Source organism: Achromobacter sp. F4_2707, assembly GCF_047501535.1.
Taxonomy (GTDB): domain Bacteria; phylum Pseudomonadota; class Gammaproteobacteria; order Burkholderiales; family Burkholderiaceae_B; genus Yanghanlia.
Window position 1 is genome coordinate 1 of the sequence record NZ_JAZDRJ010000018.1, and the last position, 23,346, is coordinate 23,346.

23 protein-coding genes, 1 tRNA gene and 1 pseudogene are annotated in these 23,346 nt (G+C 55.9%); 7 read left to right on the top strand and 18 right to left on the bottom strand.

All coding sequences use genetic code 11. The features are described 5' to 3' along the window. Positions 1-411 precede the first annotated feature (411 nt). From tnpC to VRY85_RS14565, 13 genes are all read right to left on the bottom strand, one after another. Entirely contained in the window at positions 412-1,944 is a 1,533-nt protein-coding gene (gene tnpC, locus VRY85_RS14505; protein ID WP_414599341.1) for an IS66 family transposase, read from the bottom strand. 72 nt (positions 1,945-2,016) lie between these two features. After that, complete coding sequence (tnpB, locus tag VRY85_RS14510) at positions 2,017-2,379, bottom strand: IS66 family insertion sequence element accessory protein TnpB (RefSeq protein WP_414599319.1); 363 nt, start codon at positions 2,377-2,379, stop codon at positions 2,017-2,019. Beyond that, complete coding sequence (gene tnpA / locus VRY85_RS14515; protein ID WP_414599320.1) at positions 2,346-2,762, bottom strand: IS66-like element accessory protein TnpA; 417 nt, start codon at positions 2,760-2,762, stop codon at positions 2,346-2,348. The genes tnpB and tnpA overlap by 34 nt, the downstream gene beginning before the upstream one ends. A 228-nt stretch (positions 2,763-2,990) precedes the next feature. Further along, on the bottom strand, positions 2,991-3,416 hold the full coding sequence (locus VRY85_RS14520; RefSeq protein ID WP_414599321.1) for a F0F1 ATP synthase subunit epsilon: 426 nt from the start codon (positions 3,414-3,416) through the stop codon (positions 2,991-2,993). A 9-nt stretch (positions 3,417-3,425) separates the two neighbouring features. After that, on the bottom strand, positions 3,426-4,847 hold the full coding sequence (atpD, locus tag VRY85_RS14525) for a F0F1 ATP synthase subunit beta (RefSeq protein WP_414599322.1): 1,422 nt from the start codon (positions 4,845-4,847) through the stop codon (positions 3,426-3,428). Positions 4,848-4,889: 42 nt separating this feature from the next. Further along, on the bottom strand, positions 4,890-5,798 hold the full coding sequence (gene atpG, locus VRY85_RS14530) for a F0F1 ATP synthase subunit gamma (RefSeq protein WP_414599323.1): 909 nt from the start codon (positions 5,796-5,798) through the stop codon (positions 4,890-4,892). Positions 5,799-5,898: 100 nt separating this feature from the next. Further along, positions 5,899-7,440 (bottom strand): F0F1 ATP synthase subunit alpha, encoded by a 1,542-nt coding sequence (atpA, locus tag VRY85_RS14535; RefSeq protein ID WP_414599324.1) that lies wholly within the window; start codon positions 7,438-7,440, stop codon positions 5,899-5,901. Positions 7,441-7,473: 33 nt separating this feature from the next. After that, the gene (locus VRY85_RS14540) at positions 7,474-8,013 is read right to left on the bottom strand and encodes a F0F1 ATP synthase subunit delta (protein ID WP_414599325.1); all 540 of its coding nucleotides are present in this window, start codon (positions 8,011-8,013) and stop codon (positions 7,474-7,476) included. Between the two features lie 14 nt (positions 8,014-8,027). Then, positions 8,028-8,498, bottom strand: a complete 471-nt coding sequence (locus VRY85_RS14545; RefSeq protein WP_414599326.1) for a F0F1 ATP synthase subunit B — start codon at positions 8,496-8,498, stop codon at positions 8,028-8,030. Between the two features lie 123 nt (positions 8,499-8,621). Continuing rightward, the gene (gene atpE, locus VRY85_RS14550; RefSeq protein WP_414599327.1) at positions 8,622-8,864 is read right to left on the bottom strand and encodes a F0F1 ATP synthase subunit C; all 243 of its coding nucleotides are present in this window, start codon (positions 8,862-8,864) and stop codon (positions 8,622-8,624) included. A gap of 116 nt (positions 8,865-8,980) precedes the next feature. Beyond that, entirely contained in the window at positions 8,981-9,862 is an 882-nt protein-coding gene (atpB, locus tag VRY85_RS14555) for a F0F1 ATP synthase subunit A (protein ID WP_414599328.1), read from the bottom strand. A gap of 54 nt (positions 9,863-9,916) precedes the next feature. Beyond that, positions 9,917-10,339, bottom strand: a complete 423-nt coding sequence (locus VRY85_RS14560) for an ATP synthase subunit I (protein WP_414599329.1) — start codon at positions 10,337-10,339, stop codon at positions 9,917-9,919. Between the two features lie 136 nt (positions 10,340-10,475). Next, positions 10,476-11,252: an enoyl-CoA hydratase gene (locus VRY85_RS14565; RefSeq protein WP_414599330.1), complete on the bottom strand. Its 777-nt coding sequence runs from the start codon at positions 11,250-11,252 to the stop codon at positions 10,476-10,478. Positions 11,253-11,284: 32 nt separating this feature from the next. On the opposite strand from VRY85_RS14565, the gene VRY85_RS14570 reads away from it, so the two are divergent. From VRY85_RS14570 to ttcA, 4 genes are all read left to right on the top strand, one after another. After that, positions 11,285-13,084, top strand: a complete 1,800-nt coding sequence (locus VRY85_RS14570) for a M61 family metallopeptidase (RefSeq protein WP_414599331.1) — start codon at positions 11,285-11,287, stop codon at positions 13,082-13,084. Next, positions 13,077-13,856, top strand: a complete 780-nt coding sequence (locus tag VRY85_RS14575) for an SDR family oxidoreductase (protein ID WP_414599332.1) — start codon at positions 13,077-13,079, stop codon at positions 13,854-13,856. The genes VRY85_RS14570 and VRY85_RS14575 overlap by 8 nt, the downstream gene beginning before the upstream one ends. 86 nt (positions 13,857-13,942) lie before the next feature. Continuing rightward, positions 13,943-14,302 carry a dihydroneopterin aldolase gene (gene folB / locus VRY85_RS14580; RefSeq protein ID WP_414599333.1) on the top strand — a complete coding sequence of 120 codons (360 nt, stop codon included), beginning with the start codon at positions 13,943-13,945 and terminating at the stop codon, positions 14,300-14,302. A gap of 23 nt (positions 14,303-14,325) precedes the next feature. Beyond that, positions 14,326-15,354, top strand: a complete 1,029-nt coding sequence (ttcA, locus tag VRY85_RS14585; protein ID WP_414599334.1) for a tRNA 2-thiocytidine(32) synthetase TtcA — start codon at positions 14,326-14,328, stop codon at positions 15,352-15,354. Between the two features lie 113 nt (positions 15,355-15,467). On the opposite strand, the gene VRY85_RS14590 is transcribed toward ttcA, so the two are convergent. From VRY85_RS14590 to hemA, 5 genes are read right to left on the bottom strand one after another with little or no spacing between them, the layout of a single operon-like run. Continuing rightward, a complete protein-coding gene (locus tag VRY85_RS14590; protein ID WP_414599335.1) occupies positions 15,468-16,064 on the bottom strand; it encodes a UbiX family flavin prenyltransferase in 597 nt (198 codons plus the stop codon). After that, a complete protein-coding gene (gene grxD / locus VRY85_RS14595; RefSeq protein WP_414599336.1) occupies positions 16,061-16,387 on the bottom strand; it encodes a Grx4 family monothiol glutaredoxin in 327 nt (108 codons plus the stop codon). The genes VRY85_RS14590 and grxD overlap by 4 nt, the downstream gene beginning before the upstream one ends. A 29-nt stretch (positions 16,388-16,416) precedes the next feature. Continuing rightward, positions 16,417-17,229, bottom strand: coding sequence for a peptide chain release factor N(5)-glutamine methyltransferase (gene prmC / locus VRY85_RS14600; protein ID WP_414599337.1), 813 nt, complete (start codon positions 17,227-17,229; stop codon positions 16,417-16,419). Positions 17,230-17,232: 3 nt separating this feature from the next. After that, complete coding sequence (prfA, locus tag VRY85_RS14605; protein ID WP_414599338.1) at positions 17,233-18,312, bottom strand: peptide chain release factor 1; 1,080 nt, start codon at positions 18,310-18,312, stop codon at positions 17,233-17,235. 20 nt (positions 18,313-18,332) lie between these two features. Next, complete coding sequence (gene hemA, locus VRY85_RS14610; RefSeq protein ID WP_414599339.1) at positions 18,333-19,607, bottom strand: glutamyl-tRNA reductase; 1,275 nt, start codon at positions 19,605-19,607, stop codon at positions 18,333-18,335. A gap of 194 nt (positions 19,608-19,801) precedes the next feature. On the opposite strand from hemA, the gene VRY85_RS14615 reads away from it, so the two are divergent. From VRY85_RS14615 to VRY85_RS14625, 3 genes and pseudogenes are all read left to right on the top strand, one after another. Then, a tRNA-Phe gene (locus tag VRY85_RS14615) sits at positions 19,802-19,877 on the top strand. A gap of 360 nt (positions 19,878-20,237) precedes the next feature. Next, positions 20,238-21,318 (top strand): annotated as a pseudogene (locus VRY85_RS14620) (transposase). A 161-nt stretch (positions 21,319-21,479) separates the two neighbouring features. Then, positions 21,480-23,033 (top strand): sensor domain-containing diguanylate cyclase, encoded by a 1,554-nt coding sequence (locus VRY85_RS14625; RefSeq protein ID WP_414599340.1) that lies wholly within the window; start codon positions 21,480-21,482, stop codon positions 23,031-23,033. Positions 23,034-23,346 lie beyond the last annotated feature (313 nt).

The window sequence follows — 23,346 nt, forward strand, 5'->3', positions numbered from 1 at the left end:
AGGCGCCGACTCATGCCGTAAGACCTATTCTCTGAAGCGCCAAGACTAGGGTTAACCCGATGTCTCGATCAGCGAGGAAACGAAATATAGCATGAAAGTTTTAGGGCGTGCAAGTTGGTGCGGAAAATAAGGGGTTTTGCTGGGTGATAAGGGTTATTTTCCTGGATTTTCCCTCCTCGCCAAGCCACTTATTTCTGAGGGCGCGCCACAGTACGACCCCGTATTCACCCATAGTTAAGATGCCACATCCACCCGCCTCACATGCTACCGACATACGCTGCATCTAATGCACCTCTGCATAGAGTACTTCTACACAGCCGTAGATCTACTGTAAGCGTCTGCCGAACACACATTGACCAACCGCCGCGTTAGCGGCCGTCAGTGTATTGAGCCTTGGATTGACTCTGTTAACTACGCCGTTTCAGACTGCCACCGATGCGGCAGCAGTTCCTCTATCCGGTTGTTCGGATACGTGGGCAGGCGTGTGAGCAAGTCCTTCAGATAGGCATACGGATCATGCCCGTTCATCTTTGCGGACTGTATCAGGCTCATGGCGGCAGCCGCACGTCGGCCCGCCCGCTGGGAGCCGGCGAACAACCAGTTCTTACGGCCCAGAGCAATGGGCCGGATCTGGTTTTCGATCCAATTGTTGTCGATGGGTAATCGGCCATCTCCCAGGTAACGGGTGAGCGCCGCCCAACGCTTCAGGCTGTAATCCAGCGCTCGGGCGATGCCGGTGCCGTCAGGCACCTTCAAGCGGTGTGCCGTCATCCAGGCATGCAATGCTTCAGCAATGGGCCGCGCTTGTTGTTCACGTAATCGTTGCCGCTCGTCAGGCGCTAGGCTCGCTCCACGCGCCTCGATCTCGTAGAGTTGCCCGATGGATTGGAGTGCCTGTTCAGCGATCTGGCTCTTGCCTGACTGATGCAACTCATAGAACTTGCGTCGGGCGTGCGCCATGCAGCCGACCTCGGCAATGCCTTGTTCGAAGCAGGCTTTGTAGCCACCGTAATCGTCGCAGATCAGTTCGCCGCGCCACTCACCGAGGAAGGCGCGGGCGTGAGCGCCTGAGCGCCCTTCGGTAAAGTCGTAAACGACGGCTTTCAGATCCTGGAAGGCGCCGGGCGCATAGGCCCAGAGATAGGCACGATGGGTTTTCTTGCTACCGGGTTGCAGCACCTGCACGGGCGTTTCATCCACATGTACCACCGGCTCGTTCAGGATGGCTTCACGTAGCGCATCAACCAGCGGCTGCAAGCGCACCCCGCACACTCCCACCCATTCTGCCAGCGTGGAGCGCGGGATCTTCACCCCAGCGCGTGCGTAGATCTGCTCTTGGCGGTATAGCGGTAAATGGTCGGCATATTTCGCTACCAGCGCATGAGCCAGCAGCCCGGATGTGGCAATGCCCTTGTCGATGACCTGAGCAGGCATCGGTGCCTGGGTCAGGGTCTCGCATTGGCGGCAAGCCCACTTGCCGCGGATATGTTGCTCAACACTGAACACTCCAGGGGTGTAATCCAGCTTCTCGGTGATGTCCTCGCCGATGCGCTGCATCTGGCAGCCGCAGCTGCAAGTCGTTGTATGCGGTTCGTGGCGCACCTGGATGCGGGGCAGCTCGGGTGGCAGCGCCTGGCGCTTGGGCTGCGAGACCGGCTTCTGCTCTGGCTCAGGGCCGCCCAGGTTAATAAGTTCTTGCTCAATGGCTGCGATGTCGGCATCGACCGCATCCTCCAACAGCAGGCCCTGTTCGCCACCCAGTTGCTCGCTTCGCTTGCCGAAGCGATAGCGACGCAGCACCGCAATCTCATGCGTGAGCTTGCGGATGTGCGTGTCCTTAAAGTGAATATCCTGGGCCTGCTGCTCGAGTTTGCCCATCAACTCAGCTGCCAGCGCCCGCAGGGCGTCGGCATCAAGCTGATCGAGGTTGGGTGCAGTCTTCAGAGGCATAACCGCCATGATGCCATGGTCGTGTGCAGCGCACCATTCGCACAGCCCCCGATTGCAAATCCATGGTCATAAGATAGCGATCGATTCGTACTCGCCCAGGCGTTGCCATGGCAGGCCAATGACCAGCGCGCGTGCTTGTTCGGTGCTGAGTTCCATCTGCGTATCACCGGGCCGTGGCCAGTGCACACTGCCTTGGTGCAGCCGCCGTACAGCTAACCAAACACCGAAGCCATCACACACCAGCACCTTCAGACGGGTGCCACGGCGATTGACGAACACGTAAGCATGGTGCGGCTGCGAAGCGCCGAAGACCTCTATCACCTTGGCCAGCAGTCGGTCCATGCCGCTGCGCATGTCCACGGGTTCGACGGCTATCCAGACTTGGTCAATGCGGATCACCACAACCACTCGCGTAACAGCTGTGCACATTCCGCTGCGGCGCTTACCGGCCACGTGACGCGCATTGTCGTGGTGCCACGCGTCATATCGATACTGATGGCCCCATCGTTCGGTGCAGTCGCAGCCATGCTCACAGGAACGAAGGGTGCCGGCAACGAGCGAGCGGGCGACGCTGGCCAACATTGGGAGATCGCCGGTGGTGTCGCTGCTGCGACGTCGCCACCGTGATGCCCGTAGCGCTCGTGTTCAGTCACCCAGCGGCGCAGCAAGTTAGCGTTAAGGCCGTGCTCCAGGGCGATGGCGGCCACCGAGACGCCGGGATGTTGGCAGGCTGCCACAAGCTCTGCCTTGAAGGCGGGATCGAAGGTCCGGCGCCGGCGTCGCCCCGAAGTGCTCTTATCAATAGTGTTCACGTGTCCACCAACAAAAATAATGGACACGTACCCTCTTATGATCGATGCGCCGATTCAAGATGTGTTCGGCGGACGCTTACCATTAAGCAATGTAGAAAACGGTTTTAGGTGAATTTCTAGTGAGCCGGAGCGCACCCGCTAGAAAACACAAAACCCACCCTTTTTAAGGGGTGGGTTTTGTGTTTTTGCTTTCAGGCTCGGAAGAACCCGAGCCTTGCTGCTGATTACTTAATGGCCGCGACGACCATTGCGAACTTTGCGTGCTGCCGCTGCTTGCGCGGCAAGCATGGCCAGTTCCGCCTCAACAACTGCAATGTCCGCTTTGTCCTTCGCTTTGGCAAGGTTCTCTTCGGCACGCTTGCGTGCTTCGAGCGCCTTGGCTTCGTCGAGATCTTCAGCGCGAATTGCTGTATCGGACAGAACCGTTACACCGCCAGGCTGAACTTCGAGGATGCCGCCAGCCACAAAAATAGAAATTTCTGTGTCGTCGGGCGCCACGATTTTCACCGTGCCAGGACGAATACGCGAAATCAGCGGCGTGTGGCCTGGCAGAATACCAAGCTCGCCGGCTTCGCCAGGCAGAGCAACAAACTTGGCTTCACCGCCAAAAAGCTGCTCTTCCGCACTGACGACATCAACTTGCAAATAGGCCATAGTTAATCCTTATTGCATGGTCTTGGCTTTCTCGAATGCTTCGTCAATCGAGCCGACCATGTAGAACGCCTGCTCAGGCAGTGCGTCGCACTCGCCATCAACGATCATCTTGAAGCCACGCAGAGTTTCTGCCAGCGGTACGTACTTACCAGGCGAACCCGTAAACACTTCCGCAACGTGGAAGGGCTGGGACAGGAAACGCTGGATCTTACGAGCGCGCGCCACAGCCTGCTTATCTTCAGCGGAGAGTTCGTCCATGCCCAGAATCGCGATAATGTCACGCAACTCTTTATAGCGCTGCAGCGTTTGCTGAACACCGCGAGCAATCGCATAGTGCTCTTCGCCAACGATTTGCGGGTCGAGCTGACGGCTGGTGGAGTCGAGCGGATCGACGGCGGGGTAAATACCCAGCGATGCAATGTCACGCGACAGAACCACGGTGGAGTCCAAGTGAAGGAAGGTCGTGGCGGGTGACGGGTCGGTCAAGTCATCCGCAGGGACGTAAACGGCCTGAATGGATGTAATAGAACCGGTTTTCGTCGAAGTAATCCGCTCCTGCAGCTTACCCATTTCTTCAGCCAGCGTGGGCTGGTAACCCACGGCGGAAGGCATACGGCCCAGCAGAGCAGATACTTCAGTACCAGCCAGGGTGTAGCGATAGATATTGTCCACGAAGAACAGAATATCGCGGCCTTCGTCGCGGAACTTCTCGGCCATGGTCAGGCCGGACAGCGCCACACGCAGACGGTTGCCGGGCGGTTCGTTCATCTGACCGAACACCATGGCCACTTTGGACTCTTCGAGTTTGTCGAGCTGAATCACGCCGGCGTCGGACATTTCGTGGTAGAAGTCGTTCCCTTCACGAGTACGCTCACCCACGCCTGCGAACACGGACAGACCGCTGTGTGCCTTGGCGATGTTGTTGATGAGTTCCAGCATGTTGACGGTTTTGCCCACACCGGCGCCACCGAACAGACCAACCTTACCGCCTTTCGCGAAGGGGCAGATCAGGTCAATAACTTTAATACCGGTTTCGAGCAGCTCAACCGAAGGAGACAGTTCGTCGAACTTCGGAGCGTCTTGGTGAATGGCGCGAGTTTCTTCGGCCTGGATGGGGCCGCGCTCGTCGATCGGACGACCGAGGACGTCCATAATGCGACCCAGCGTTGCTGTACCAACTGGCACCGAGATGGGTGCGCCAGTATTGGTAACCGCCATGCCACGACGCAGGCCATCGGAAGAACCCATGGCGATGGTGCGCACGACGCCGTCGCCCAGCTGCTGCTGAACTTCAAATGTGAGGTCGTCTTCTGCAAACTTGGAGGAATCGTCCGCCAGTTTGAGAGCGTCATAAATGTTGGGAATGCTGTCGCGGGGGAACTGAATATCCACCACGGCGCCGATGCACTGAACGATGGTACCGTTGCTCATGTTTAGTCCTTGCTAAATATCTTAGATGGGGTGCCGAGGTTTTTAGACTGCGGCAGCGCCCCCCACGATTTCCGTAATTTCTTGGGTAATGGCTGCTTGACGTGTCTTGTTGTATACCAACTGCAAGTCATCAACCACTTTCTTGGCGTTGTCGGAAGCGGCCTTCATTGCCACCATACGTGCCGACTGCTCAGACGCCATGTTTTCTGCCACTGCTTGATAAACCAGCCCTTCGACGTAGCGCAAGAGCAGGTCGTCGATCACAGCCTTGGCATCAGGCTCGTAGATGTAATCCCAGCCGTATTGCGTCTTCGCGCCGCCGTTGGCCTGTTCGACTTCTTCAACACCTGCTTGGAAGGGATCAACGAGGTCGCCGGGCAATGGCAACAGACGCACGAATACTGGCTCTTGACGCATCGTATTAACGAAGCGATTAGAGGCCAAGTAGACGGCATCGACCTTGCCATCGACGAAATCGTCGAGTTGCACCTTGACCGCGCCAATCAAGCGTTCCAGGTTGGGGCGATCACCGAGCTGCACTTCTTGTGAGACGATGTTCGCATCGATGCGGCTCAACGTTGCTGCGCCTTTGCTTCCCAGTGCCGTGAACTGAACTTCCATGTTCTGTTCCTGGAATTCCTTGTAACGGGCCAGGACCAGCCGCATGATGTTGGTATTCAAACCACCGCACAGACCTTTATCAGTCGATACCACCACGACACCCGCCTTACGGACGGGGCGCTCGACCATATAAGGGTGCTTGTATTCGGGGTGCGCATGCATGAGATTGGCGGCGATGCTGCGAACTTTGTCCGCATACGGACGCCCCGCGCGCATGCGCTCTTGCGCTTTACGCATCTTGGACGCCGCCACCATTTCCATGGCTTTGGTGATCTTTCGCGTGTTTTGCACGCTCTTGATCTTGTTACGAATTTCCTTGATTCCGGCCATTACTGTTTCCTGAGAAGGCGTTATGGCAGACTCGTTGTCGAGGACCTGCCCGGCAGTTAGACGGGAAGCGCAAAGGCTTCCCTGCTATTGCCAGCCTGGATCAAAAAGCTCCGTGCTTCTTGAAGTCCTGGATTGCCGCTACGAGTTCAGCTTCGTCTTCCTTGGACAGTTCTTTCTTGTCCTGAATACGATTAACAAGCGCCTCGTGCTTGGACTTCAGCTGTTCCTTGAGCGCCTTTTCGAAGCTCAGGATCTGTTCGACTTCCAGGTCGTCCAGATAGCCGTTGTTCACTGCGTACAGCGATACTGCCTGCTCCCAAACCGCGAACGGCTGGTACTGAGCTTGTTTCAGCAGCTCAACGACGCGGCGACCACGCTCCAATTGGCGGCGGGTTGCGTCGTCCAGGTCGGAAGCGAACTGAGCGAAAGCAGCCAATTCACGATACTGAGCCAAGTCGGTACGAATACCGCCCGAAAGCTTCTTGATCACCTTGGTTTGCGCTGCACCACCCACACGCGACACGGAAACACCAGCGTTAATCGCGGGACGGATACCGGCGTTGAACAGGTCGGACTCCAGGAAGATCTGACCGTCGGTAATGGAAATTACGTTGGTCGGAACGAAAGCGGAGACGTCGCCAGCCTGGGTTTCGATAATGGGCAGGGCGGTCAGAGAACCGGTCTGGCCTTTGACTTCACCGTTGGTGAACTTCTCGACATAATCGGCGTTCACACGAGCAGCGCGCTCCAGCAGACGGGAGTGCAGGTAGAAAACGTCACCGGGGTAGGCTTCACGGCCGGGCGGACGACGCAGCAGCAGCGATACCTGACGGTAGGCCCAAGCTTGCTTGGTGAGGTCATCGTAAACGATGAGGGCGTCTTGACCGCGGTCGCGGAAGTACTCGCCCATGGTGCAACCGGAGTAGGCTGCAATGTATTGCATCGCTGCGGACTCGGAAGCGGCAGCAGCAACGATGATGGTGTATTCCAGCGCACCGTGCTCTTCGAGCTTACGCACCACGTTAGCGATGGTGGAAGCTTTCTGACCGATAGCGACGTAAACGCAAGTGACACCCTGCCCTTTCTGAGCAATGATGGTGTCGACTGCAACGGCGGTCTTACCAGTCTGACGGTCACCAATAATGAGCTCACGCTGGCCACGACCGATAGGCACCATGGCATCAATAGCCTTGGTACCGGTTTGCAGCGGCTGCGACACCGACTCACGAGCAATCACGCCGGGCGCGACTTTCTCGATGACGTCAGTCAGCTTGGCATTGATGGGGCCTTTGCCGTCGATGGGTGCGCCCAGCGCGTCAACCACACGACCGCAGAGTTCGGGACCCACGGGAACTTCCAGAATGCGGCCCGTCGTCTTGACTGGGTCGCCTTCGGAAACGCCGGTGTAGTCACCCAGAACCACAGCGCCGACAGAGTCGCGCTCAAGGTTCAGGGCAAGGCCGAAAACGTTGTTGGGAAATTCGAGCATTTCGCCCTGCATCACGTCGGAAAGACCGTGAATGCGGCAAATACCGTCGGTCACGGAAACGACCGTGCCTTGTGTGCGAACGTCGGTTGAAGCGCCGAGGCCTTCAATACGCGCCTTCAGCAGTTCGCTGATCTCGGACGGGTTAAGTTGCATGTTCAGACTCCTGAATCCTGTTATCTGGCTTCGTCAGGCGGCCAGCGTATCGCGCATGCGCGCCAATTGGGCCTGCACCGAAGTGTCAAGTACCTGGTCACCCACGACCACGCGCACACCGCCGATCAATTCGGGATCCACGGTGACGGCCGGCTTGAGCTTGAGGCCAAACTTTTTCTCCAGCCCTGCTACCAGTTGCTGGACCTGTTCGTCGCTCAAAGGGAAGGCGCTACGGATTTCCGCCAGCGCAGTGCCCTCAAGCTGGTTCTTCAAGTGCTCAAACTGTTCGGCAATCTGGGGCAATACCAAAATACGTTGATTGTCGACCAGCAGCGCAATGAAGTTACGGGCGGCATCGGACAGCGGGGACTTGACCAGGCCGGTAAGAAGCTCGATGCGCTTGGACGCATTGAGCCGGGGGTCAGTCATAGCCTCGCGCACGTCATCGATGCTCACCAGTTGGGCGAGCTCGGACAGCAATGACGACCAGGATTCCAGTGCAGCCTGGTCATTGCGAGCCGAAGCAAACAAGGCTTCGGCATAGGGGCGGGCAATAGTCGATAGTTCAGCCATGGCCTATCCTGAATTTACAGTTGCGCCTTGAGCTGGTCGAGCAGCTCGGCATGTGCTTTGGCGTCAACCTCGCGCTGCAGAATCTGCTGCGCACCTTTGATGGCCAAGACAGCGACATCGGCTCGCAAGGAATCGCGAGCGCGTTGCACTTCCTGTGCTGCGTCTTGCTGAGCCTGAGCGAGAATCCGCGCCTTTTCGGACTCGGCCTCACGGCGCGCTTGTTCGATGATGGATGCCGCTTGTTTCTCGGCCTCGACCATACGAGCATGGTTGTCGTTCTTGGCGTTCGCCTCGATCAAATTGATACGTGCCTGCGCCTGAGCCAGATCAGCTTTGCCCTTATCGGCAGCTGCCAGACCATCAGCGATCTTCTGGCGACGATCGTCCATCGCCCTCGTGAGAGGGGGCCAGATGAATTTCATCGTGACCCACGCCAGGACGAAAAACACGATCATCTGGAAAAAGAGAGTCGCGTTTAAATTCACGGTCGTTTCCCTTTAATACCCTTAGCGCCGTGCGGGGTTCCGCCGACGTCTAATCGTTTATGCCGGGGCGCAACAACTGCGCCCTCGGCCGCTATTCCCGCTAATCAGCGTGCGGGAGCCTCGTTACCCGACAAAGGGGTTGGCGAAGGCGAACAGCATGGCGATACCAACGCCGATCAGGTAAGCCGCGTCGATCAGACCTGCCAGAACGAACATCTTGGTTTGCAGGGCGTTCATCAGCTCAGGCTGACGAGCGGATGCCTCGAGGTACTTGCCACCCATCAGCGCGATGCCGATGCAGCAACCGAAAGCACCCAGACCGATGATGAGACCGGCTGCCAGAGCGACGAAAGAGACGTCAGTCATGATAACTCCTTGGTTAGATAACCGTGTGTGATTCAAATAGTCAAAGAAACTGCTTTGCAGGCGGCAACCCTGCTTACCGGCCTTCAGAGGGGGGAAAGTCTCCTGGGCCGGCTGCCTTAATGGCTTTCGTGAGCTTGGCCAACGTAAACGAGGGTCAGCATCATGAAAATGAAGCCTTGCAACAGGACAATAAGGATGTGGAAGATCGCCCACATCGAGCCTGCAATGATATGGCCTAAACCAAGACCAAGGCTTGCACCATTAAAACCAGACCATGCACCACCCAACAGGGCGATAAGCATGAAAACGAGCTCGCCGGCAAACATGTTGCCGAACAACCGCATGCTGAGCGAAACAGTGCTTGCGGCATACTCGATAAGATTCATGAGCAGGTTGGCAGGAGCCAGAATCACCGCGCCGATGCCGCTGGCATGGAAGGGACCGGTAAACAGACCCTTGATATAGCCACCGGGCTTTTTGATTTTGATACCGTAGTACAACACCACTAGCAGTACGCCAAGCGCCATGCCCAAGGTGATATTGAGGTCGGCAGTGGGAAGAATACGATGGTAGTAGACAGGGTCGCCGTGTTCGGCGCCCAGACCCGTCACTTTGAGGATCCAGGGCATGAGGTCGACGGGAACCAAGTCAAGGGTGTTCATAAGAACCACCCACAGGAATACAGTGAGCGCCAGCGGCGAGACAAACTTACGGCTGGTCTCGTTAGGAACGATGCTCTTGGCCTGGTCCTCGACCATGTCGACCAGCATCTCAACCGCCATCTGAAAGCGGCCTGGCACGCCTGATGTCGCCCGCGACGCTGCGCGCCACAGAACGAACAGGACGATGGCGCCCATTAAGATGGACCAGAAAAGGGAGTCGTAGTTGATGACAGCAAAGTTGGCAACAGCCGACTGTTTCTCACCAATATTGTTCAGGTGAACCAGGTGATGCTGGATGTAGTAAGACTGGGGCGAAATATCAGCAGCGGCAGCCATCTGAAACCTTATCCTGTAAATACAAACCGGAGAATTCCCCGAAACCAATCAACGCTACGGCAGCTTACGAAAAGCCAGCAGCAGCACATACCCTTTCAATACACACAGCAGACCCAGAAGCAGGGCCGGCCAGACCAGCCAACCGTCTCCGTTCCAGGCAGCCAGCCCAAGAATGAGCGTAGCCGTGCCCAGTTTGAAGGCCTCGCCCCAGAAAAAAGCCATGGGGCCCGCCTTCATAGAGCCAAAAGCGCCAGTAAGCAACCTGAGAGCGAAAAGCGCATTCGGTATGAAATACGACGCAGCACCTACTAGCGCCGATAAAGCCGCATTACCACCCGCCACAAGGCCCGCAAGCACAATTGCAAAGACAGCCATGCCAGCTTGCGCAACCAACGCCCGTTTAAGGCCTTGATCCGCACGCCGGCCAATTCTGGCCCGCTCTTCGTCGGTAAGGACTATCGGACGATGATCTTCCATAATGTGGACTTTATTCACCTAGCTCTCGGCAAACCCAAGGAGTATAGCTTTTTTTCAGAATATGTCGCAAGCGAGACATATCCATAAATGCAACAACAAGCGCCGCCAGCAAACCAGCGGCGCTTAGCGGGCAATTTTACCGGTGTTTGAAGTCCGGCTTGCGCTTCTCGACGAAAGCCGCCATGCCTTCTTTTTGATCTTCCGTTGCGAACAGAGCATGGAAATTGCGACGCTCGTACATCAGAGTCTCATTCAGCGTGCCTTCGTCGGCAGCATTCACACACTCTTTAGCCATAATGATGGAAGGAAGGGAATACGAAGCGATCGTCGCAGCCGCTTCCATGGCTTCCTCCAGCAGACGCTCTACAGGCACAACACGGGCGACCAAACCGCAGCGCTCGGCCTCTTCCGCGTCCATCATGCGACCCGTAAGCACGAGATCCATCGCTTTCGCCTTGCCCACTGCCCGCGGCAGCCGCTGTGTGCCGCCGAAACCGGGAATGACTCCCAGCTTGACTTCCGGCTGACCGAATTTGGCGTTATCCGCTGCGATAATGAAGTCGCACAACATGGCCAGTTCGCAGCCGCCCCCCAAAGCATAGCCGGACACCGCTGCAATGATGGGCTTACGAATGCGTTTCAGAGATTCCCAGTTACCGCCCAGGTAATCCTGCTTATAGACATCCATGTATGACCACCCCTGCATGGCGGCAATATCGGCCCCGGCCGCAAAGGCTTTTTCGGAACCAGTGAGCACCATGGCGCCAATGTCGTCATCCGCGTCGAACTTTCTCAGCATTTCCGCTAACTCGTCGATCAGCTCGTTGCTCAGGGCGTTCAGCGCCTTGGGCCTATTCAGGGTTATCAGGGCCACACGGCCTTGAATTTCTGTTTTCACCATGGGTGTAGTCATACCGTCTCCTTATTGGAAGTTAATATTGAGGAATGAAAACTGAATCCATACTCTATACGCTGGTGCCGCACGACCTTGGCGGCCACCGTTTGCGTGTCTCCTTGACGCTGTCTAACCCAGACCCCCAAGGGCAAGAGCTCGCCCTTCCGGCATGGATTCCCGGCAGCTATCTTATTCGAGATTTCGCCCGTCAAGTTGAAACGATTGAGGCCTCCAGCAATAAGCGCCCCGTCAAAATTCGCAAGACAGGCAAGCAATCATGGCGATGCGCACCATGCAAAGGCCCGCTGACCATTGAGTATGTGGTGTACGCCTGGGATCTCTCTGTACGCAGCGCCCATGTCGATGAAACCCACGCTTTCTTTAATGGCACCAGCGTCTTTTTATGTCCGGTAGGGCAGGAAGACCAACCTTGCCACCTACTGCTGCAAGCGCCACCAGGCGTTTCTGGCTGGTCTGTTCATACATCGCTACCCGAAGCCGTCGGCCACCCGCAGGCAGCGTCCCGCCATGGCTTTGGCATGTATTGCGCCCCGGATTACGACGCCCTGATCGACCATCCCGTAGAGATGGGCACCCCGCAAATCATCAGTTTTGAAGCCTGCGGTGCACAGCACGAAATGGTGTTCACCGGCGTCGCGCCGAACCTCGACCTGAAACGCATTGCCGAAGACACCCGCCGCATCTGCGAAGCGCAAATCGCCTTCTTCGAGCCTGAAAGTCGTAAGGCGCCTTTTCTCGACAGCAGCGACCGCTACGTTTTCATGACCATGGTGACGGGTGACGGCTATGGCGGCCTTGAGCACCGCTCATCCACTGCTCTGATGTGCAGCCGCAGCGACCTTCCCGCCAAAGGGCGTGCCGATGCAGGCGAAGGCTATGAGAACTTCCTTGGACTGGTCAGCCACGAATACTTTCACACCTGGAATGTGAAACGCATCAAGCCCGCAGCATTCGCGCCTTACGCGCTTGGCAGAGAAAACCACACCGAGCTGCTGTGGGTGTTTGAAGGGTTTACCTCCTATTACGACGACCTCTTCCTTTTACGCTCAGGCGTGATGGACGAAACCGCTTACCTGCGCCGGCTGGCACGCTCTATCACGCTGGTGCAGCGGGGTGCGGGCCGCCTCAAACAAAGCGTGGCTGAAAGCTCATTCGATACCTGGACCCGCTTTTACAAACAGGATGAAAACTCTCCCAATGCGTTGGTCAGCTATTACACAAAGGGCTCATTAGTGGCCGCCGGGCTGGATTTGGCCATTCGCCAAGCCACCAAGGAGTCGCGTTCACTGGACGATGTGATGCGATTGATGTGGGAACGCTACGGCCGCGACTTCTATCGCGGGCGCGCCATCGGCGTGGAAGAAACCGCCATGCCGGCGCTCATCAAGGAAGCCACCGGGTTTGACGCCGATGATTTTCTGGCTCGCTATGCCTATGGCCGCGAGGACGTACCCCTGTCAGATCTACTAGCCCCCCAAGGCATTGTCATGAGCTGGAAACCAGCCAAAAACGACCTCGGCCTGGGTATGCGTTTACGCACTGCCAACGGGCAATGCAGCATCGCAACCGTCCATGAGGGTGGTGCGGCACACCAAGCGGGGTTATCTGCCAATGATGTTTTGGTAGCAGTCGCAGGTTTGCGAGTACAGGATGAAAAATCGCTGAAAACCCTGTTGGAACGCTGGCAGCCCGGCGATACCGTAGCGATACACGTGTTTCGTCGTGACGAGCTCCGCTGCTTTAATCTGGTACTGGCCGCCCCCGAGCCAACCGAATGCGAGTTGCAGCGCAAAAAGCCAGGCAGCAAAAAGGCCGCCCGCCATGAGTAGTCCCACCACTCGCCGCGTCGCTCTGGTTACGGGCGGCGCCAAACGCATCGGCAGCCATATCGCCCATCTTCTGGCAGAGAACGGCTGGAATATCGCCCTGCACTACCGCAACTCCTTGGCGGAAGCGAAGAGCGCCCTGCGCAGCTTGCAAATGCAGGGCGGCCAACACTGCGCCATTCAGGCAGACCTCACGGATGAACAGGAAACCCGGCAGCTATTCGTGCAGGCCGTCGCCATGCTGGGCCGCGTGGACGCCGTTATCAACAATGCCGCTGTGTTCGATTACGACGACGCCGCCACCTTTCAAAGCAGCCAACTACAAGCGCATATGATGCCCAACTTGGCGGCTCCCATTGTGCTGGCGCAAGCGCTGCATAAGCACGTTTGCGAGCGCCCGAACGCTAAAGGCGTGGTGGTTAACCTGCTCGATCAGAAACTCAGCAACCCTAACCCGGATTTCCTGTCTTATACGCTGAGCAAATCCGCACTTAAAACTGCAACGACACTGCTGGCACAGGCGCTGGCCCCGAAAGTCCGGGTGGTAGGCGTGTCTCCGGGGCTAACCCTTCCCAGCCACTTGCAAACGGCGGAAGCCTTTGAACAAACCCACCGCATGGCGCCGCTAGAACAATCCAGCACGCCTGAGGATATCGCTCACAGCGTATTGTTTTTGTTGAACAACCCCAGCATTACGGGTGTGGATCTCATTGTCGATGGCGGCCAGCACCTTGTGGGGATGGAACGCGACTTCAGCATGATGCAGACCCCCTAACGCTGCGCGATTGCCGCACACTCGCGCCTTTCAATAAAATCAACGGCTTGAGCCCGCTGCCGGGCCGGCCGATTTTCGAGAACCTCATGCTCACTCGACGCATTATCTTTGAACAACTCGCACTCGACGCCCGCATCGGCATCCTGGAACATGAATTACGCGCCACGCAACCTTTACACATCGATGCCGAATTCGATGTCGAAGTGTCTAGGGCAGTCCATGACAACGATATTGATACCGTGCTGGACTATCGCCATCTACGTAATGCGATCGTGGACGAATGCACACGCCAACATGTGCATTTGCTGGAAACACTAACTGAACAAATTGTGGACCGCATTTTTGACGAGTTTTCTGAAGTCAAAAAAATGCGCATAAGGGTCAGCAAACCGCTGGCCTTCTCCGATTGCGCCGCTGTCGGCATTGAAGTGCAGCGCAGCCGCTAAGCAAACCTACCCGCAACGACACCATGCAAGCAGATACTCTTCCCCCTCCGGACCAAACACCCGCCAACGCCGAGGAAGCCCGCCGCCTCAAGCGTGAGCGCCTGGAAGCAAATAAATTGAGTAAGCGGCTGATACGCGAGACCGGGCGCGCCATCAGTGACTTCAACATGATTGAAGACGGCGACAAGGTCATGGTCTGCCTTTCGGGCGGCAAAGACTCATACGCCTTGCTGGACATTCTCTTAACACTGCGCAAGCGCGCCCCCATCCAGTTCGATGTGGTGGCTGTCAACCTCGACCAGAAACAGCCCGGCTTCCCCGACCACATACTGCCGCAGTATCTGGAATCTCTGGGCGTGCCGTATCACATCGAAACCCAGGATACCTATTCGATCGTCACGCGGGTGCTGGAAGAAGGCAAAACCATGTGCTCGCTGTGCTCGCGTTTACGGCGCGGCATTTTGTATCGCGTCGCTAATGAGTTGGGCGCAACAAAAATCGCGCTGGGCCACCATCGCGATGACATTCTAGGCACCTTCTTTCTCAACCTGTTTTACGGCGGGCGGATGAAGGCGATGCCGCCGAAATTGCAATCAGACGACGGCAAGAATATTGTGATCCGCCCCTTGGCGTATGTGCAGGAAAAAGACTTGATTGCCTACGCTGAACTTAAGCAATTCCCAATTATTCCCTGTAATTTGTGCGGCTCTCAGGAAAACCTGAAACGCAAGGAAGTTACACGCATGATTGCTGAATGGGACAAGCGCTATCCAGGCCGTTCTTGGAACGTGTTTGGCGCCCTGACCCGCGTAGTGCCTAGCCACTTGATGGATCGCGAGCTGTTCAACTTCAACGATTTACACGTTGATGGGCGGCCCAATAAAGATGGCGATATCGCCTTCGACACCGAAGACTTCAACGCCCCCGTATTTGACCACGACTCAGAAGAAGACGACGGCCGCGATGAAGTCGCTGCGCAGGACGATAACCCGGTGTCGATCAGCCAATTCCAGGAAGCCAGGCGGCCACAGGTGGTACCGCGAGCCACTTAAAGCCCCCAAAACTTAAATGCCGCAGAGAGCAACGCTTCTGCGGCATTTTTTACACGTGCTGAAAGCAGCTCTTAAGCGAGGCCTTGTTATTCACAGGCGTGGTCTTGCCGCTTTCAAAGGCGCCCTTCACCGGCGTCGGCTTCCATACCTTCCCAACGAGGCGTTGGGATAACGATACCAAACATATCCAACACCCGGGCAACGGTGTGATCCACCATTTCCTGGATATTTTTTGGGTGCAGGTAAAAAGCAGGCAAAGGCGGAAAAATTACTCCACCCATTTCCGTAACCGCCGTCATATTGCGCAAATGCGCCAGATTAAAGGGTGTTTCGCGCAGCATCAAAACCAGACGCCGCCGCTCTTTAAGCGTGACATCGGCTGCACGAGTAATGAGGTTGTCGGAAAAGCCATTAGCAATCGCCGCCAAGGTACGCACCGAACACGGCGCCACCACCATGCCGGCAGTCGCGAAACTGCCGCTCGCCAGTGATGCGCCGATATCCCTGAAACTATGGACTTCGTCCGCCAGTTCGTGGAACTCACGGCGCGACATGCCAAGTTCATGTTTGATGGTTAGCACGCCGGGAGGCGAAATGACGAGGTGGGTTTCCACCCCGCCAAGCTCACGCAACACCTGCAGCAGACGTTGCGCGTAAATGGCACCCGTGGCGCCGGTAACGCCGACAACAAGACGCTGCTTACTGCTCACTCAGTGGCCCCAGCCTCTGCCAGTGCGGTCTGGAGCTCGCCGGATGCCAGCATTTCGCTAATGATGTCGGAGCCGCCGATGAACTCGCCCTTGATATACAGCTGCGGGATGGTGGGCCAGTTCGCAAACTCCTTAATACCCTGGCGCACTTCGTCGTCGTCCAGTACGTTTACCGTGACGAGCTTGGTTGCGCCGGCTTGACGCAAAGCCTGAATGGCATTGCCGGAAAAACCACATTGTGGAAACTGGGCCGTGCCCTTCATGAACAGCACGACAGGGTGCGTGGTGACGGTTTCACGGATGAAATCTTGGACTTCGCTCATGGTGGATGAAACTTCCAATTAGAAAAGGTTTATAAATGACCGCCGCTTACGCGTAGTATGCCAGCTAAATCAGGCAGGCTGGCCACATCACGAAAACCGGCTTGCCGTAGTAGGTTGCACACTTGGTCGGCTTGTTCCCAACCATGCTCAACATACAGGCTGCCACCTGGTTGCAAATGTTCAGGCGCCCCCGCCACGATTTCCCGATAGGCCGCAAGGCCATCGGCGCCGTCAGTCAACGCATTGGCAGGCTCAAAGCACAGGTCACCCTGAACCAGATGAGGATCACCTTCAGCAATATAAGGCGGATTCGACAAAATCAGATCAAAAACCTTGCCCGACGGCAGGGCTTGATACCAGCTTCCCTGATGAAATTCGACGTTGGCGCCAAGGCGGCTAGCGTTTTCGCGCGCCACCTGCAACGCCTCGTTGCTTATGTCTGTCGCCACCACCTGCGCCTGAGGAAGGGCCAGGGCCAAGGATATCGCAATCGCCCCTGAGCCCGTGCCCAGATCCAGCACCGCCACATCGGAACGACCCTGCAAACATAAGACGGCTTTTTCGACCAAAAGTTCGGTTTCGGGGCGCGGAATCAACACAGCCGGCGACACGAGGAATTCATGCCCCATAAATTCACGCATCCCCAGGATATACGCCATGGGCTCACCCGCCAGCCGGCGCTCTTCCAACTGGCGATACGCTTGTACGCTGTCTTCTGAAAGAGTGTCGGTGTCGTGCGCGATCAGCCAGGAACGCGGCACTTGCAATACATGCTGCCACAGCATGCGCGCCTCGAGCGCGGAAAGCCGCCCTTCCCTCAAAAAATCGCGCAAAGTGGCCATGCTTTACTCGTGGCCAAGCGCCGCAAGCTGCTCCGCCTGATGCTCGGCGCGCAACGCGCCAATGAGCTCATCCAGGTCACCTTCCATGATGTTGCCCAGCTTGTACAGCGTAAGGTTGATGCGGTGATCTGTTACCCGACCCTGCGGGTAGTTGTAGGTGCGGATGCGTTCGGAGCGGTCGCCCGAACCCACCAGGCTCTTGCGCTGCGCCGCCTCCTTGGCATGCGCTTCCTGCAACTGCTGGTCTTTCAACCGTGCCGCCAGCACCTGCATGGCCTTGTCACGGTTGCGGTGCTGGGAGCGGTCGTCCTGACACTCCACCACCAGCCCGGTAGGCAAGTGAGTGATACGCACGGCAGAGTCGGTTTTGTTAACGTGCTGCCCGCCCGCGCCACTGGCTCGAAACGTGTCAATGCGCAGATCGGAAGGATTGATTTGAATATCGGAAAGCTCGTCCGCTTCTGGCAGCACGGCAACCGTACAAGCGGAAGTATGAATACGCCCCTGCGTTTCGGTTTCCGGCACGCGCTGCACTCGGTGAGCGCCAGATTCAAACTTCAGCTCACCATACACACCGGCGCCATCCAAGCGGGCAATCACTTCTTTATACCCGCCCACTTCGGAGTCACTGGTAGACATCAGCTCTACCTTCCAACCCCGGTTTTCAGCGTAACGTGTGTACATGCGCAATAAGTCGCCCACAAACAGCGCGCTTTCATCGCCCCCGGTGCCCGCACGGATTTCCAGAAACACACTGCGACCATCGTCTGGGTCGCGCGGCAGCAGCAAAATCTGTAACTCGCTTTCAAGCTGCTCGATACGCGCCTTGCCGGTTTCTAGCTCTTCCTCGGCCATCTCGCGCATGTCGGGATCGGCCAACATTTCCTGCGCCGCTTCCATATCGGCTTCAACCGCCCGATACGCGTTGAACGCCTCTACAACAGGCTCGATTTCAGAACGCTCTCGCGACAATTTGCGAAAACGGTCCATATCGCTGGCGATTTCAGGTTCAGCCAGCAGAGCGTCAATCTCGATCAGGCGATGCGCCAACTGCTCGAGTCGGCTGCGCATGGAGTTTTTCATAGAAAAAGGGGAAAGCGGCGCTAACGGCGTTTTTCTGCCGAAGGCATCAGACGGGGAAGCAGGGACAACAACTGAGCGCGCTCTTCAGGCTCACTCTGGTTGAGCGTGGCCATGGGGCCATGTAGGTATTTTTGAGTCAGGCCGTGCGCAAGCAGTTCCATCACGCGAGCGGGATCTTCGCCCCGTGCCAACAACCGTTGAGCTTTTTCAAGCTCTTGCTGCTGAATGTGATTGGCTGTGCGTTGCAGCTCGATAATGGTAGGCACGGCTTCACGGCTTTGAAGCCAGTGCATGAAATTCTGGACGCGAGTCTCGATAATGGCTTCTGCCTGAACCACCGCCGCCTTGCGAGCATCCGCCCCGCTTTGCACCAGGCGCCCGAGGTCGTCTACGGTGTAGAGGTAGATATCTGCCAAACGGCCCACTTCGTGTTCGATATCGCGCGGCACGGCCAGATCGACCATCACCATGGGGCGATGACGGCGAGACCGTGTAGCGCGTTCCACCATACCCAAGCCCAAAATAGGCAAGGAACTGGCCGTACAGGAAACAATGACGTCGAAATCGGCGATGCGATCGGGCAGATCGGCCAGCTTCATCGTTTTCGCATTGAAACGGTTCGCGAGGTTTTCGGCCCGCTCCGCGGTACGGTTAGCCACCACCATCTGGCGGGGTTGCACCGCAGCGAAGTGTGTCGCACAGAGCTCGATCATCTCGCCGGCGCCGATAAACAGCGTATTACATTCGGACAAATCGCCAAAAACGCGTTCCGCCAGCTTAACCGCTGCCGCAGCCATAGACACCGAGTGCGCGCCAATCGCCGTGGTACTACGGACTTCCTTCGCGACGGAGAATGTGCGCTGGAACAGCTGATGCAGCAACGTACCCAGGGACCCTGCTTCTTCAGCCGCGCGCACAGCGTCTTTCATCTGGCCGAGAATTTGCGGCTCGCCCAGCACCATGGAATCCAGCCCGCTGGCGACGCGGAACGCATGACGCACCGCCCCATTACTTTGATACTGATAGAGATGAGGCTGCAAAGAGCCGCGTTCCAACCGGTTGAAATCTGCCAACCATTCGGGAATATGCTGCGACACAGCCGGATCGGCCGCGCAGTAGATTTCTGTGCGATTACAGGTAGAAAGAATGGCCGCTTCACGAACCGAGCGCCCAAACGTATTGCGCAGCCCATCGAGCGCGGGCTTGACGACATCCAGCGGAAACGACACGCGCTCCCGCACCGCAACCGGGGCAGAAACGTGGTTCAAACCAAACGTAAGGACGTCAACAGACATTCAATCAGCGCGCTCAAAAGCTTGTAACGTCATGAATTATAATCGCTAAGTCAAATTTTAGCGCGGCCGGACTTGCGCTGACGCAAGGTTAAGTGCTATTTGCCGCGATTTAACCTTGCAGTGTGCATTTTTAAAGAATTTTGCGGTTTCCCTGCACAAGAAAAAAATTTGGTGTATAGTTCTGTTTCTTCGTTGGCCTGGTAGCTCAGTTGGTAGAGCAGCGGATTGAAAATCCGCGTGTCGGTGGTTCGATTCCGCCCCAGGCCACCATCGCGCTGTTCCAGCACGGTTCAAAACATCCCAAAACGCTAATAAATCAAACTCTTAGGTGGAGAATAACACCTAGGACGTATCACTGCGTTCCGCTGTATCCCACGTTTGTCTGTACCCCCGTTTGTACCCCACAATGGTTTCGTGAAAAACAACCTCTGGGGGTACAAGTCATGGGTTTGCTGAGCGAGACTCAGATCAGAGCGGCCAAGCCTGGACCAAAAGAATACATGCTCAACGATGGAGACAATCTGTACCTCCGCGTGCGAGATACAGGCAAGCCCCCCGCTGTCAGAATAGTTGGAACCTCTACAGATGTTAGAGTTTGAATCTCCAACCTGGGGCAGAGAGCACACTCCCATGAAGTATTCCCCTGAGCGCCGTGAAGCCATCCTGGCCAAACTGGAAGCGCCATACAACCGAACGGTCAATGATCTCGCTGCCGAAGAAGGCATTTCGGCGGCCACGATATACAACTGGCGTAAGCAAGCCCGTAATACAGGTCGTTTGCTGCCCAATGCGTCTTCCACGACCGAAGGCTGGAGCTCCCAGCAGAAGTTCAATGCGGTGCTGGAAACCGCTGCTCTGACTGAAGAGGAGTTAGCCGAATACTGCCGCCGCCGTGGTTTATATCCTGAGCAGATTCGACGCTGGCGCGCCAGTTGTGAACAGGCCAATGACCGGTCAGACCAAGTGGCTGCACGGCAATCGGAAACGACCAAGGCCGAACGCAAACGGATTCGGGAGCTAGAGCGAGAGCTGCGCCGCAAAGACGCTGCCTTGGCTGAAACAGCAGCCTTGCTGGCGCTACGAAAAAAAGTCCAGGCGATCTGGGGGGACGAGGAAAAATGACCAATGCCACAGATCGCCGTCGAATTGTGGAGTGGGTCAACGAAGCCAGAGCGGCCGGTGCACGCCTGCGTCGTGTCTGTGGTGAACTGGGGATCGGCCTGAACGTGAGCAATGCGGTCACCGACCGCTGGTCCTGCACGGCGATAACGGCTCGGCGATGAAGAGTTCGACCATCCATGCCAAGCTGGAAGAGCTGGGCGTCACGCCATCGCACAGTCGTGCCCGCGTCTCCAACGATAACGCTTACTCTGAATCCCTGTTCCGTACCTGTAAATACCACCCCGCATTCCCTGTCACCGGCTTTACCGACCTGACCGACACCCGCAAATGGGTGGGGCAATTCGTGCATTGGTACAACGAGCAGCATCGCCATAGCGAAATCCGTTACGTCACGCCCGCTCAGCGACACGCTGGCCAAGATCACGCCATTCTTGCCAGGCGCCATGCACTCTATCAGGTCGCTCGCGCTCAGCATCCTGCTCGCTGGTCGGGCAATACGCGAAACTGGCAGCCCGTAGGTAGCGTCTGGCTTAATCCTGAAAAAGAAACGACGGTTGTCCATGTTCACAGTGAGTTAGAGGCAGCATGACGCATGTTCCAACTACCTTGACAGACACCGCAGCATCCGCTGCGGAACCTGTTTTACTTTAACCAAACAGCCTCCGCGATTTCCGGTTCGATTCACGACATGTTACAAACCAGTTCAACAATCAAAAGCCTAACCGTTCCTGCTCAGCGAATGCGTCACTTATGAAAATCGATCTCAGGCGATTAATCCTACTTCTGGCTCTTACCAGCCTACTACTCACATTAACCAACGCTTTATTTGCTAGCTTCCGTGTTCAAAAGGCGTCTCTGATTGAGGGGACGCTTGAAGTCAATCATGCCTACGCCACAAAGATTGCTGCCAGCGTGGAAGAACTATTGAGTTCAGCCCAGCGGCAGTTGCAGTATTCGGCAACAATGTTGTCGACCCGGCTGCAGGACCCTAATTTCGTAGAAGCAGAGGCAAGACGCGTTCAGCAACAAACAGATACTTTTAACTCGGTTGTTATCGCGGACGAAACCGGCTTGGTGTTAGCAACGGATCCAAACCTGGGTTTATTAGGACAGACGCTCAGTTCTGAAGGTTCCATCTTGGCTCGTCAAGTGCGTGCGCCTCTTATAAGCCCTCCCTTTGTCTCTCAAACAGGCCGATTATTAATTACTGTGTCGCATCCAATATTCGACAATTCACATGTATATCGCGAATATATTAGTGGCACGATTTACCTGCAAGAAGCCAGCATCTTAAGTCATATGCTGGGGAAGCATTTCCACAAAGACGGGTCCTATGTTTATGTTGTAGATTCTTCTAAGCGATTGATATCCCACCCTGATGCTGAAAGAGTAGGAGACGTTGTTGAAAATAATCCAGCCATTAATAATGTGGTGACTGGAAGCTCTGGAGCAACTGAGTTGACTAATAGCCAACATGTGCGAATGCTTGCAGGGTACGCGCCCGTCCCTGGAACCGGATGGGGAATTGTGTCGCAACGTCCTCAAGCGATTACGCTGGCACCTTTAAATGAGCTTATTACTCAAGTCTTGCTCGATGCCTTGCCTATGACCATTTTTATCGTCTTGATAATTATTTGGTCAGCACGGCTTATTTCTAAGCCTCTTCGCCGTCTAGCGGAGAGTGCGGCTGCAATTGATCGTCCGGAAACGGCGCGCGATATAGAAAATATTAGAGCTTGGTACTTCGAGACCGCGCATTTAAAAAAAGCGCTACACACCGGTGTCATGTTGATGTATGGGAAGCTTAGTAAAGCCAATACAGCAGCGGAAACGGATTCCTTAACTGGATTGTCCAATCGACGAGCCTACGACACCGCAGTAAAAAGATGGAAGAATGACAAAACCTCAGTTGCAGTTATTGCCGTGGATATTGATCATTTTAAGCGCGTTAACGATACTTACGGGCATGACGTAGGGGATGTTGTTTTAAAACGTTTAGCGCTACTGATGAAGTCTTGTTCGCGTCGCGAAGACCTAGTTTGTCGAATGGGTGGCGAGGAGTTTTTGATACTGGTTCCGGATGCAGAACTTGATGCCGTATCTGAGATGGCAGAGCGCTTGCGAAAGACCGTGGAACGACACGTGTTTGAGCATGTGGGCCATATAACAATTTCGCTAGGGGTAGCTATGGGGTCATCCGCGGATAGCGATATTGCGGAATTAATAAAGCTCGCCGACAAAATGCTTTATCTAGCAAAAAATAATGGGCGGAACCGAGTTGAAACTTCGCAACATCCTAGCTAGTTCTAATTTAAAGCAGTCACATTATTTCAGCTAACCTTTGATCAAACTGAGTTACCTTGCGTGCAAGTAAACTTCGCCTAAAGCTTTAGACAGAAGAACCACACGCCGCGCATTGATGGGGATACAGTTTCTACACTAATAAATAACATAAAGATCTCGGGTATTCGGGGCGTGATTGCCCCGAATACCGTAAGCGTCCGCTGAACGCACATTGAATCCTGAGGTCCTGCGTAAGAGGATACGTGTCCATTATTTTTGTTGGTGGACACGTGAACACTATTGATAAGAGCACTTCGGGTCGACGCCGGCGCCG